Genomic DNA, 12,096 nt, shown 5'->3' with positions numbered 1-12,096 from the left:
GCCCATGTCAGCGATCCGTCTCCTCGTGCTCGGCGCCGTCCGCCAGCACGGGCGGGCCCACGGCTACCAGGTGCGCAACGACCTGGAGTACTGGGGCGCGCACGAGTGGTCCAGCGCCAAGCCCGGCTCGATCTATCACGCGCTCAAGCAGATGGCGAAGCAAGGGCTGTTGCTCGCCCACGAGATCGCGCCGTCCACGGCCGGCGGACCGCCCCGTACCGAGTACGAGGTCACGGACCAGGGCACCGAGGAGTACTTCTCGCTGCTGCGCGCCGCGCTGACCTCGTACGACCAGAAGACGGACGTCAAGTCGGCGGCGATCGGCTTCATCGTCGACCTGCCGAGGGCCGAGGCGGTGGCCCTGCTGAAGGAGCGGACCCGCCGCATCGAGGAGTGGCGGGCCGCCGTCACCGAGCACTACGTGCCCGAGGACGGCCCAGGGCAGCTCGGCCACATCGGCGAGATCATGAACCTCTGGATCCACACGGCCGACGCCGAGGCCGAGTGGACCCTGGGCCTGATCGCGCGGATCGAGGGCGGGGCGTACACGTTCGCGGGGGAGGGCGAGCCGTTCGTGGGCGTGCTCGGGGACGGCGAGGAGAACCCGTACGCGACGGGGACGCCGCACCCCGGGGACGCGCGCTGAGGTTCTGGAGGGCGTCAGGCGGTTCCAGCGGGTTCTACTGGACGTTGACGAAGTCGCCGCTCGAGTTCTTGGCGCTGGTGGCCGTGGTGCCCGCGTACGCGAACCGGTAGAAACCGTCGGTCGTCGCGGTGGTGGTGGTCTTCAGGGCTCCGCCGGTGGTGCTGGTGACGGTCTTGAGGGTGGTGTACGTGTCGCTGTCCGCCTTGCGGAACTGGAGTTTGACCGACCGTCCGCTCAGGCCCGCGTACTTGTTGGTCTCCCAGTCGGCGCGGGTGAGGGCGCCCTTGACCGTGATGGTCCTGCCCTTCGTCACCGGCTCGGGGGAGGCGTCGGAGGTCAGGGTGGTGTTGCGCTTGATCTTCACGCTGCCGGCGAAGCCGTCGTTGGTGCTGCCGCTCGGGCGGCCGTAGGCGATGGCGTACGCGTGCCACGTGCCGGCGTAGGCGTTGTCCTTCAGGTCGGTCGTCACGTCCACCGTGAAGTGGACCGTGCACGTCGAGGTCTGGGCGTCGGCCGCCACGCAGGAACCCGAGCCCTCCTCGGCGGGCAGGAGCGTGCCGTCCCGGCCGGCCTCGTCGAAGGTGGTTCCGTGCCACAGGGCGACCCAGCCGCCGGTGATGCCGTCCGGGTCGGTCGCGGTCACCGTGGCGGTGAAGGTCTTCTTGGTGGTGATGCCGAAGACGAGGTCCTTGCCGCCGTTGACGACGACCTTCGTGATCGTCGTGTCGTCGCTGTCCATCGGCCGCGCGTCCGCCTGTGCGGCGGCCGGAAGGGTCAGGGCCGAGAGAACCAGGGCGCCGGGCAGAGCGGCGACAGTGGCGCGTATGCGCATGTGCATCCCCACAGTGAAGGAGTAAGGCCCGCGCGGGATTCCTCCCGGCAAGGGCCATGGGCGCACGCATCGTACAGATCTTTCCCGGCCACAACGACAGCTTCGACCCACTCCTGATTCCCCGCGGAACACGGGCATCATCAGCTACGGCCAACAGGCTCGGACCGGACTCGGGAATGAGGAGCGCCGCAATGCCCACACCCCCGCGACTTCTGACGATCAGCCGGTCGGACGCGCGAAAGCTGGCCCTCTCGCGGCAGCACCTGTCCGCCGCCCGCCCCCCGGCGGACGCGACCGGCCTGCGCACCGTCCTGAGGTCGCTGCGCTATCTCCAGCTGGACCCCGTCAGCGTCGTGGCCCCGAGCCATGAACTGGTCCTCTGGAGCCGCCTCGGCCCCCGGGCCGGCGACCGACTCCCCACCCTCTGGTGGCAGGAGCGGTGGCTGTTCGAGTACTGGGCGCACGCGGCGGCCCTCGTCCTCACCGAGGACTACCCCGTCCACCGGGTGTCGATGGACGGCTATCCCCCCAAGAACCTGTCGTTCACCAGCACCTGGATGGCGGCCAACGACCAACTGAGCGAGCACATACTGCGGCGCCTCGCCGAAGGCACCCCCCTGCCCACCGATGCCTTCGAGGACCGCTCGGTGATGGACTGGCCCTCCTCCGGCTGGACCGCGGGCCGCAACGTCGAGCGGATGCTGACCTTCCTCTGGCTCCAGGGCAGGATCATGGTGGCGGGCCGCGCGGCGGGACAGCGGCTCTGGGGCCTGCCTGACGCCTGTCTCCCGGCCGACGCCGACCGGGTGGCGGTGCCGCCCCGGGAGATGGTCACCACGGCCACGGAGCACACCCTGCGCGCCCTCGGCGTCGCCCGCCCCCTGGACATCAAGCAGTACTTCGTGCGCGGCAAGTACGACGGCCTGCCCGAGGTGCTGCGCACCCTCACCGGCGAGGGCCGCGTCGTCCCGGTGCAGGTCGAGGACGCGCCCACCGCCTCCGAGACCTGGTACGTGCACACCGACGCCCTCGCCGAACTGGAGGCGATCCGGGCCGGCGACTGGCAGGGCCGCACCGCGCTGCTCTCGCCCTTCGACAACCTCATCAACGACCGCCGCCTCACCGAACGCCTGTGGGGCTTCGCCTTCCGCAACGAGATGTACGTCCCGAAGGCCAAACGCGAGTACGGCTACTACCTCCTTCCCATCCTGCACGGCGACCGCCTCGTCGGCCGGACCTCGCCGCGCTTCGACAAGAGCCGGGGAGTCCTGCTGGTCGAGGGCCTCTATCTGGAGCCCGACACGAAGCCGACGGCCGCGCTGTGCCGGGCGGTCACCGCTCAACTCGCCGACCTGGCCGCCCTCGTGGGCGCGATCGGCATCGAGTACGGCGACAAGGTGCCCGACCGCTGGCGCCCGCTCCTTCGTTGACGCTCTCCGCCGAAGCCCTCCGGTGGGCTCTGTGGGCTCTATGGGCTCTAGTGGTGAAAGCTGGTCGCCCCGCTCTTGTCAGGCGTCAACGGGCCCGACTGCCGCCGCAGTTCGGGCAGTAGACTGCGCAGGTCCTCCATGAAGAGGTCGGAGAGGTCGGTCGAGAAGCCGTTACGGCAGACCACGCGCAGGACGGACAGGTCCTCGCGGTTCTCCGGGAAGGTGTACGCGGGCAGCAGCCAGCCACGCTCACGCATGCGCCGGGACACGTCGAAGACGTCGTACGCGGTCACTTCGGGCGCCGTCGTGAAGGCGAAGACGGGCAGTTCGTCGCCCCGGGTGAGGAGGGTGAAGTCGCCCAGCGCCTCGATGCGGTCGGCGAGCCCGCGGGCCACGTCGCGGGTGGTCTGCTGCACCGCCCGGTAGCCCTCACGGCCCAGGCGCAGGAACGTGTAGTACTGCGCCACGACCTGCGCGCCCGGCCGGGAGAAGTTGAGCGCGAAGGTCGGCATGTCGCCGCCCAAGTAGTTGACCCGGAAGACGAGTTCCTCGGGCAGCTCGACCTCGGACCGCCACAGCGCCCAGCCGACACCCGGGTACACCAGGCCGAACTTGTGTCCCGAGGTGTTGATCGACGACACCCTCGGCAGCCGGAAGTCCCAGACCAGGTCTTCGTCGAGGAAGGGCGCGATCATCGCCCCGGAGGCGCCGTCGACATGGACGGGGATGTCCAGGCCCGTACGCTCCTGGAGCTCGTCGAGGGCCGCGCACAGCTCGGCGATCGGCTCGTACGACCCGTCGAAGGTGGACCCGAGGATGCCGACGACCCCGATGGTGTTCTCGTCGCACAGCGCGGCCGCCGCCTTCGGGTCGAGGTGGAAACGGTCGCCCTCCATGGGGACCAGACGTGGCTCGACCTCCCAGAAGTTGCAGAACTTGTCCCAGCAGACCTGGACGTTGACCCCCATCACGAGGTTCGGCCGGGCTCCGGGGTAGCGGTCGGCGTTCCGCTGGGTCCAGCGGCGCTTGAGGGCCATTCCGGCGAGCATGCACGCCTCGCTCGACCCGGTCGTCGAACAGCCCACCGTGGCCGCCGGATCCGGCGCGTTCCACAGATCGGCGAGCATCGCTACGCAGCGCCGCTCCAGCTCGGCCGTGCGCGGGTACTCGTCCTTGTCGATCATGTTCTTGTCCCGGCACTCCGCCATCAGCACCCCGGCCTGCGGCTCCATCCAGGTGGTGACGAAGGTGGCGAGGTTCAGCCGCGAGTTGCCGTCCAGCATGAGCTCGTCGTGGACGATCTGGTACGCGGTCATGGGCGCCAGCGGGCCCTCGGGGAGCCGGTGCTTGGGCGGGGCATCGATCATTCCGCTGACCGGATTCGTCTCCCCGTAGAACGGGTTGACGGACATCGGGCGCTCGTCGGGCTTCTCGTGTCCTTTGTGCAGTGGCATGTTGCCTCCAGACGGTCTTGCGCTGCGATCAGCGGATCGAGGTTCCGTCGTCGTGAAGCTGCATCTGCGGTCGTCCGGTCACCAGCAGCCAGGCCGGCAGGGACGCGATGCACAACAGGGCGATGATCAAGGGGGAGGCCACGAGGGCCGCGGCCGTGAACAGGCTCACCCAGCCCTGCCGGGTGATGGCAAGGAGCATGCCCAGCACTCCCATGGACACGCCGAGCGCGGAAGGGACCGAAGGCACGAGCGCATGGGCGCACAGGCCGAAGGCGGTGCCGACGAAGACGGAGGGGAAGATACGGCCGCCCCGGAATCCGCAGGACGCCGCGACGAGCAGGGCGGCCAGTTTCACCCCGGACATCAGCGCGAACTGACCCGCGGACCAGCCGTCCGGGTTCTTGGCCAGCTCGTCGATCTCGGACAGGCCCTTGAAGAGCGTCAGATGCCCGCCCAGGCACCCCAGGAGGCCCAGGACGATTCCGCCGACCGGGAGCGCCACCATGGGGTGCCCGAGGCGCGAGAAGGCGCTGTGGACATAGGGGAAGGCGTAGACCGCGAGCATGCCGAACACCGCGGCCGCGGACGCGATCACGAGCGCGGCCAGCAGGTCGCCCCAGCCGGGCGGGCCGAGCGGGGGCAGATGGAGGTCGAACGACGGATGGTTCACCAGACTGGTGGTCATCGCGCCCACCGCGGCCGCCGCCAGCGGCGCGAAGAGGTTGTCCCACAGGCGACCCTTCATCTTCTGCCCGGCCAACGCCTCCGAGATGACCAGTGCCGCCGCGACCGGTGTACCGAACAGCGCACCGATCGTCGCCGCCTCGGCCAGCGTCACCCACAGGGCGCCGGGCAGTACGGGCAGAAACCTGCGGCCCAGCCAGAACGCGAGCGCCACGTTGACGGCGATGATCGGGTTCTCGGGGCCCAGGCTCGGACCGCCCGCCAGCATCAGCGCCGTCGCCACCAGCAGACCCGGCAGCACCACGAGCGGCATGGGGGACGCGTTGAGCCCCAGGGTGGCGGGGTCGGGGCCCGCGTGCCCCGGCGCCTTCCACACCACGAGTCCGACAGCCACACCCGTCGCGGTGAGCATGACGATCATCCAGAGCGAGGAGTACCCGCCGATGCCCAGAGCGTCCGGCAGGGTGGTCCACAGCACGTCCTGGAGCTTCTCGGCGAGCTTGCTGACGCCCACATAGAGCAGACTCGCGCCCGCGCCCACGACGACAGCCGGCAGGAGCAGCGCCAGCAGCGTCCGGGCGGGCGCCGCCGGAGCGGGTGCCGGTGGGGCCGCGTCGTGGGTCACGCGCCCACACTAAGCGGACAAAAGGGACATGACATCCCGGGATTCTCTGCGGCCCACCGGGGGTTCGCTCCGACCCCGGGGGCATCGGGCTTGCACCTCACGTCACGTGAGGGCTCATCGTGAAGCGCGTACCGAGAAGGGAGCGGAAGTGAGTTACTCAGTGGGTCAGGTCGCCGGTTTCGCCGGGGTCACGGTGCGCACGCTGCACCACTACGACGAGATCGGCCTGCTCGCGCCCGGCGAGCGCAGCCACGCGGGCCACCGGCGCTACGGCGACGCGGACCTCGACCGGCTGCAGCAGATCCTGTTCTACCGGGAGCTCGGCTTCCCGCTCGACGAGGTCGCCGCCCTGCTCGACGACCCGGAAGCGGACCCGCGCGCGCACCTGCGCCGGCAGCACGAGCTGCTGACCGCCCGGATCGAGAAGCTGCAGAGGATGGCCGCGGCCGTGGAGCACGCCATGGAGGCACGGAAGATGGGCATCAACCTCACGCCCGAGGAGAAGTTCGAGGTCTTCGGGGACGACGATCCGGAGAAGTACAACGAGGAGGCCGAGCAGCGCTGGGGCGGCACCTGGACGTACGAGCAGTCGCAGAAGCGGGTCGCCCGCTACACCAAGGATGACTGGCTGCGCATCAAGGAGGAGACCACCGCCTGGAGCGAGCGGTACGGCGCACTCGTGGCGCAGGGCGTACCGGCCGTCGACGAACGGGCGATGGACCTCGCGGAGCAGCACCGCCGGCACATCACCAAGTGGTTCTTCGACTGCCCGTACAAGATCCACGAGGGGCTCGGCGAGATGTACGTGTCCGACGAGCGTTTCAGGGCGTTCTACGAGGCCATCGGGCCGGGCGTCGCCGAGCACCTGAGGGACGCGATCACGGCGAACGCCGAGCGGCACTCCCAGGGGGCCTGACGGCGGCATGCGGCATGAGAGCTGCCGGTAAGGGGCGCCCGCTCTTGCGGGTGCCCCTTACGCGGGTGGCTATTCCTTCACCAGGACGACCGCCGTCCCGTACGCGCACACCTCCGTGCCCACGTCCGCCGCCTCCGTCACGTCGAAGCGGAACATCAGCACACCGTTCGCGCCACGCGTGCGTGCCTGCTCGATCAGCCGCTCCATGGCCTGGTTGCGGGTCTCCACGAGCGTCTTGGTGAGCCCCTTGAGCTCACCGCCGATCATCGACTTCAGACCGGCGCCGATCTGGCTGCCCAGATGCCGGGAGCGCACGGTGAGGCCGAAGACCTCGCCGATGACCTGCTGGACGCGGTAACCGGGTGCGTCGTTCGTCGTCACGACCAGTACGTCCGACTGGGGACCCTGGCCGCCTCCGTATTCCTCGATGCCCATGGCTCACAGCTTTGTGCCAGGGGGCGCACAGTGCATCCTGGAGACACCGGTGGAACCTGGCGAGGACACATTGCGTTGATAGCTTTGGTCGGCCGTACCAGGAGTGCCGTACCTTCCTTCACCCCTCAGGAGCCCGGAACCGTGACGACGCTTGCCCTTGGTCCAAGCTGGCTGGATCCGAACACGCTCCTGGACAGCTACGGCATCTGGGGCCTGCTGCTCGTCGTCTTCGCCGAGTCCGGCCTGCTCATCGGCTTCTTCCTGCCGGGCGACTCGCTGCTGTTCACCTGCGGCCTGCTGATCACCGCGGGCACGATGGACTTCCCCCTGTGGGCGGCCGTCCTGCTGATCTGTCTCGCCGCGATCCTCGGCGACCAGGCGGGCTATCTCTTCGGCAAGAAGGTCGGCCCCTCGCTCTTCACCCGCCCGAACTCCCGCCTCTTCAAGCAGGAGAACGTGGTCAAGGCCCACGAGTTCTTCGAGAAGTACGGGCCCAAGTCCCTGGTCCTGGCCCGCTTCGTGCCCATCGTGCGCACGTTCACGCCGATCATCGCGGGCGTCAGCGGTATGAAGTACCGCTCGTTCATCACCTTCAACATCATCGGTGGCGTCCTGTGGGGCGCGGGCGTCACGCTGCTCGGCTCCTGGCTCGGCAACATCGACTTCGTCCACAAGAACATCGAGGCGATCCTGATCCTGATCGTCCTCGTCTCGGTGGTCCCCATCGCCATCGAGTTCCTGCGCGCCCGCTCCAAGGCCAAGAAGAACCCGCCACAGGCGACCCCGGCACAGGCACCGGCTCAACAGCATCCGCAGCCCCCGGCCATGGACGACGCGACGACCCAGCTGCGCCGCGTACCGCCGGCCCACCAGGACCAGAACCAGCAGCAGTACGGCTACGACCAGAACCAGGGCTACCCGCAGCAGCCGTACCAGCAGCAGTACCAGGACCCGTACCAGCAGCAGTACGGCTACGACCAGGGCCAGACCTACCCGCCCGAGCAGTACCCCCAGGGCTACCAGCAGCAGCCGTACGCCTCGGACCAGGCCTACTACGACGAGGGCTACCCACAGAACCGAGGCTGAGCAAGAGCGCCCCGTAGGGGCGCGGGGAACGGCGCGACCAGCCACAAACAACCCGCAGTCGCCGTCAGACGGAAGGGACCGAGCTCCTAGGCGCTCAATACCCCCGAGTCCGCTTCGCAGCCCGCCGCCCCCCGGCGGAGCCGCCCGGCACCCGCAGGAACAGCCGCGAGATCTCCGACCCCAGGTTCACCCCGATGGCGATGGCCATGGCGAGCGCGGCAGCCTTGGTGAGCGACACGAACCCCTTGTCCACCTCGTTCTGCGCGATCGACAACAGCCCGAAATAGGTCGCCGACCCTGGCAACAGGGGCCCGATCGCCGCGGTGGTGTACGGCAGCGCCGAAGCGAACCGGTACCGCGACAGCAACTGCCCGAACAGCCCCACCAGCCCCGCCGCGACGGCGGTCGAGGCGACGGGCGAGATCCCGCCCGCGTAGTGCATCGCCCCGTACACCGACCAGGCCACGCCCCCGTTGAGGGTCACCGCGAGCACGGTGGACCGTTCCTGCTGGAGCAGGATCGCGAAGGTGAGCGACAGCAGCATGGACGCGGCGATCTGGAGCAGGGGCCGCTCGGAAATGTGCAGCGCCGCGTCGGGGTTGAGCTGGGCGCCCAGCTTCACGCCGAAATAGAGCACCAGAAGGACACCGGCAACGATGCCGACAAAGAAGTACATGACTTCGAGCAGGCGCGCGGCCGCGGTGATGTAGAAGCCGGTCAGCCCGTCCTGCACGCCCGCGACGAGCGCCCGCCCGGGCAGCAGCGCGAACAGCCCACCGGTGATCACCGCGGACGCGTTCACATCGACGTGCGCCACCGTGAGCGCGACGCCGATCGCGGCCGGCGGCATCGCGGCCACCGTGAACTGGTAGAACTCCGGCAGTCCGCGCCCCGCGCACAGCCACGCGAGCCGGTCGCCCAGCATCGCGCCGAGCGCCGCGGCGACGAACACGAGCGCGTCACCGCCGACTAGGACCGAGGCCGCGCCCGCGAGGAGTCCAGCGGCGGCGGTCAGCCCCCAGCCGGGGTACGGGTGCCGGTTGCGCCGGATCTCCGCGAGCCGCCGGTAGGCGTCCTCCGGGGAGTTCGCGGTCTCCGGGTCGCTGAGGTCGGCGACGAGCCGGTAGACGGCCCCGAGGCGCGTGTAGTCGGTGCCGCGGCGGCGCACCGTCCGGGACGCCGTGACGGGGTCGTCCATCAGTGACGGCTGGTGGGAGATCGACAGCTGGGTGAAGGTGACCGTCGGCTCGCAGCGGTCCAGTCCGTAGGAGCGGCAGACGGCGAACATCGCCGCCTCCACGTCCTCGGCGCCCTCACCGCCCGCGAGCAGCAGTTCGCCGATACGCAGCGTCAGGTCGAGCACGCGCGGGACGGCGGGACCCGACTCGTCCTCCTTGTGCACGGGTTCGGGCGCGGGCCGCTCGGCCACCGGCATGCGCAGCATCGTGCGCATGCGGTCCTGCCAGGGCGCGTCCTTGTACAGGCTGACCGCGGGTATGCCGGCCGCCGGCGTGAAGGCGGGCGGGGCGTCCTGGGCGCTGTACGTGCGCGGGGTGCTGAACGCCGAACCCTCCGCCTCGGCGGGCGGCGGCACGTCCAGTCCCGCGGGGAGCGCGAACTCGGACGTGGTCTGCGACTCGTCCTCGACCGCGGGTTCCATGCCGTCCGGCGGCACGAAGGCGCTCCTCGCCTCGTCCGACTGCGGCTTGCGGTCCTCCGCCTCCGTCACCCATCGCTCCCGACTACGCACTCCAGTACGCCTCAGTATGCGCACTGGCAAACGAACGGGCCGCGCCACCCCGTAAGGGATGACGCGGCCCGCGCGGCACACAAGGGGTCAGTGACCGCCCTGGTCCTTGAGACGCTTGTAGGAACGCTCGATCTCGGCCTCGGCCTCGGCGCGGCCCACCCAGTTGGCGCCCTCGACGGACTTGCCGGGCTCCAGGTCCTTGTAGACCTCGAAGAAGTGCTGGATCTCCAGGCGGTCGAACTCCGACACGTGGTGGATGTCGCGCAGGTGCTCCACACGCGGGTCGTGCGCCGGGACGCACAGCAGCTTGTCGTCGCCGCCGGCCTCGTCCGTCATACGGAACATGCCGATCGCGCGGCACTGGATGAGACAGCCGGGGAAGGTCGGCTCGTCCAGAATGACCAGGGCGTCCAGCGGGTCGCCGTCCTCGCCGAGGGTGTTCTCGACGAAGCCGTAGTCGGCCGGGTAGCTGGTCGAGGTGAAGAGTCGACGGTCCAGGCGGATCCGACCGGTCTCGTGGTCCACCTCGTACTTGTTCCGCGAACCCTTCGGAATCTCGATCGTGACGTCGAACTCCACCGGTGGCTCCTCCATGATCAGCACATAGTTCTGGTGGTTAAGTGTCCCTCACGCAGGTGTGTGATCGCGAAAGGGGCTGGTGGTCGTGCCAGAGCTGAGGGCTTGGCGGGCCGCGAGACCGCATGTGGTGCGGGTCGCGCGGACGGTGAAACCGCACGTGGCGCGGGTCACCCAAGCCGTGCGGCCGCGTCCCGTGAAGTTCACGACCCCGCAGCTCACAGCCGTCGCCGCCACCGTGGGCCTGGCACTCGCGGCCGGGGCGGTGGCCGCGGCCGGTCCCTGGGACTCCACCGGTCAGCGTACGGCCGAGCGCGACTGGGCCGCATCGCGGGAGGGCGAGGGTGTCGCAGATCACGGCCATACGTCCGCTACGTCCCGGAAGTCGCCCCAGCCCGCGCCCAGCGCCGCCTCCGTACTGGCCGGACTCGGCGGTTCCGCGAGCACGGTGCCCGCGCCCGCCGAGAAAGCCCTCGCGGACGTCCTCGACCCGCTCCTGGACAACGCCGTCCTGGGCGCGACGCGCACCGCCGTCGTCGTCGACGTCGCGACCGGCAAGCGGCTGTACGGCAAGAACGCCGACGACGTCCAGATCCCGGCCTCCACCACGAAGATCGCCACCGCCGTCGCCGCGCTGACGGCGCCGGGCCCCGACCACCGCCTCCAGACGCGTACGGTCCTGGAGCCCGACACCAAGGAAGTCGTCCTCGTCGGCGGCGGCGACCCGACGCTGACCGCCCGCAAGGACGCGGAGGGCTGGGCGAGCCTGCGCACCCTCGCCGACGAGACGGCCACCGCCCTGAAGGCCCGTCATCTGGACCAGGTGACACTCTCGTACGACACCTCGCTGTACGCCGGTCCCGCACTGCACCCCATCGGCGTCAACGAGAACATCGCGCAGGTCACCGCCCTGATGGTCGACGAGGCCCGGCTGAACGACTCGACCAGCGGAACGGCCGGGCGCGCCCTGGACCCGGCGGCGGACGCCGCCCGGAAGTTCGCCGACCTGCTGCACGACAAGGGCATCAAGACGACGTCCCCCGGCCCCTCGAAGGCGACGAGCCGTTCGCAGGCCCTCGCCTCGGTCTCCTCGCCGCCGCTGTCCGCCCTGGTCGAGCGGATGCTGACCAACAGCGACAACGACATCGCGGAGGCCCTGGCCCGCCAGGTCGCCCTCGCCTCGGACGAGCAGCCCAGCTTCGAGGGCGACGCGAAGGCGATCCTCGCGCAGCTGAAGAAGCTCGGACTCCCGCTGTCCGGCGCCGACTTCGCGGACGGCAGCGGCCTGAACCGCGCCGACCGGCTCTCGGCCGACCTGCTCACCGCGCTGCTGGCCAAGGCCGGCGACCCGGCCCACCCCGAACTCCGTACGGTCCTGACCGGCCTGCCCATCGCGGGCTTCACCGGCACCCTCAGCGCCCGCTACACCGACGACCCCACCGCCACCGGCGTCGTCCGCGCCAAGACCGGCACCCTGACCGGCGTGAACACCCTCGCCGGCACCGTCGTGGACACCGACGGCCGCCTCCTCGCCTTCGCCTTCCTCACCTCGGACGAGGCCCACCCGCCCAACGCGCTGGAGGCCCGGGCGGCCCTGGACCACACGGCAACGGCACTGGCGGCGTGCGGCTGCCGATAGGCAACCACCTGCCGCACCGCTGT

General features: G+C 70.0%; 11 protein-coding genes. 5 read left to right on the top strand and 6 right to left on the bottom strand.

Annotated elements, in window-relative coordinates; translation table 11 throughout:
• Nucleotides 1-4: 4 nt before the first annotated feature.
• Nucleotides 5-646: a PadR family transcriptional regulator gene (locus OIC96_RS20890; protein WP_330306389.1), complete on the top strand. Its 642-nt coding sequence runs from the start codon at nucleotides 5-7 to the stop codon at nucleotides 644-646.
• 34 nt (nucleotides 647-680) lie between these two features.
• Here OIC96_RS20890 and OIC96_RS20885 read toward each other — a convergent pair whose 3' ends face one another.
• Complete coding sequence (locus tag OIC96_RS20885) at nucleotides 681-1,484, bottom strand: hypothetical protein (protein ID WP_330306390.1); 804 nt, start codon at nucleotides 1,482-1,484, stop codon at nucleotides 681-683.
• Between the two features lie 185 nt (nucleotides 1,485-1,669).
• Between OIC96_RS20885 and OIC96_RS20880 the strand changes: the two genes are divergently transcribed.
• On the top strand, nucleotides 1,670-2,908 hold the full coding sequence (locus OIC96_RS20880) for a winged helix-turn-helix domain-containing protein (RefSeq protein WP_330306391.1): 1,239 nt from the start codon (nucleotides 1,670-1,672) through the stop codon (nucleotides 2,906-2,908).
• 47 nt (nucleotides 2,909-2,955) lie between these two features.
• On the opposite strand, the gene OIC96_RS20875 is transcribed toward OIC96_RS20880, so the two are convergent.
• Together OIC96_RS20875 and OIC96_RS20870 are read right to left on the bottom strand one after the other, a co-directional pair.
• Nucleotides 2,956-4,362: a glutamate decarboxylase gene (locus OIC96_RS20875; protein WP_330306392.1), complete on the bottom strand. Its 1,407-nt coding sequence runs from the start codon at nucleotides 4,360-4,362 to the stop codon at nucleotides 2,956-2,958.
• A gap of 28 nt (nucleotides 4,363-4,390) precedes the next feature.
• Nucleotides 4,391-5,671: an ion channel protein gene (locus tag OIC96_RS20870; protein WP_330306393.1), complete on the bottom strand. Its 1,281-nt coding sequence runs from the start codon at nucleotides 5,669-5,671 to the stop codon at nucleotides 4,391-4,393.
• A 148-nt stretch (nucleotides 5,672-5,819) separates the two neighbouring features.
• On the opposite strand from OIC96_RS20870, the gene OIC96_RS20865 reads away from it, so the two are divergent.
• Nucleotides 5,820-6,587, top strand: coding sequence for a MerR family transcriptional regulator (locus OIC96_RS20865; protein WP_330306394.1), 768 nt, complete (start codon nucleotides 5,820-5,822; stop codon nucleotides 6,585-6,587).
• Nucleotides 6,588-6,656: 69 nt separating this feature from the next.
• Here the strand turns inward: OIC96_RS20865 and OIC96_RS20860 are convergent, their stop codons facing one another.
• Entirely contained in the window at nucleotides 6,657-7,022 is a 366-nt protein-coding gene (locus OIC96_RS20860; RefSeq protein ID WP_330306395.1) for a YbjQ family protein, read from the bottom strand.
• Nucleotides 7,023-7,163: 141 nt separating this feature from the next.
• On the opposite strand from OIC96_RS20860, the gene OIC96_RS20855 reads away from it, so the two are divergent.
• Entirely contained in the window at nucleotides 7,164-8,108 is a 945-nt protein-coding gene (locus OIC96_RS20855; protein ID WP_330306396.1) for a DedA family protein, read from the top strand.
• A gap of 94 nt (nucleotides 8,109-8,202) precedes the next feature.
• Here the strand turns inward: OIC96_RS20855 and OIC96_RS20850 are convergent, their stop codons facing one another.
• Nucleotides 8,203-9,837: a threonine/serine ThrE exporter family protein gene (locus OIC96_RS20850; protein WP_330306397.1), complete on the bottom strand. Its 1,635-nt coding sequence runs from the start codon at nucleotides 9,835-9,837 to the stop codon at nucleotides 8,203-8,205.
• Between the two features lie 108 nt (nucleotides 9,838-9,945).
• On the bottom strand, nucleotides 9,946-10,437 hold the full coding sequence (locus OIC96_RS20845) for an inorganic diphosphatase (protein WP_327430599.1): 492 nt from the start codon (nucleotides 10,435-10,437) through the stop codon (nucleotides 9,946-9,948).
• Between the two features lie 79 nt (nucleotides 10,438-10,516).
• Here OIC96_RS20845 and dacB point away from each other — a divergent pair, with 79 nt between their 5' ends.
• The gene (gene dacB, locus OIC96_RS20840) at nucleotides 10,517-12,073 is read left to right on the top strand and encodes a D-alanyl-D-alanine carboxypeptidase/D-alanyl-D-alanine endopeptidase (protein WP_330306398.1); all 1,557 of its coding nucleotides are present in this window, start codon (nucleotides 10,517-10,519) and stop codon (nucleotides 12,071-12,073) included.
• The last annotated feature ends 23 nt before the right edge of the window (nucleotides 12,074-12,096 follow it).

The organism is Streptomyces sp. NBC_00775, from assembly GCF_036347135.1.
GTDB lineage: Bacteria > Actinomycetota > Actinomycetes > Streptomycetales > Streptomycetaceae > Streptomyces > Streptomyces lutosisoli.
Note: the sequence above shows the minus strand (reverse complement) of the source record. Positions and strands in the feature narration are given on the sequence as shown.

What these genes read in the sequence shown, in the direction of transcription:
- OIC96_RS20890 (WP_330306389.1), top strand. Translation starts at nt 5, where the DNA reads ATGTCAGCGATCCGTCTCCTCGTGCTCGGCGCCGTCCGCCAGCACGGG.
- OIC96_RS20885 (WP_330306390.1), bottom strand. Translation starts at nt 1,484, where the DNA reads ATGCACATGCGCATACGCGCCACTGTCGCCGCTCTGCCCGGCGCCCTG.
- OIC96_RS20880 (WP_330306391.1), top strand. Translation starts at nt 1,670, where the DNA reads ATGCCCACACCCCCGCGACTTCTGACGATCAGCCGGTCGGACGCGCGA.
- OIC96_RS20875 (WP_330306392.1), bottom strand. Translation starts at nt 4,362, where the DNA reads ATGCCACTGCACAAAGGACACGAGAAGCCCGACGAGCGCCCGATGTCC.
- OIC96_RS20860 (WP_330306395.1), bottom strand. Translation starts at nt 7,022, where the DNA reads ATGGGCATCGAGGAATACGGAGGCGGCCAGGGTCCCCAGTCGGACGTA.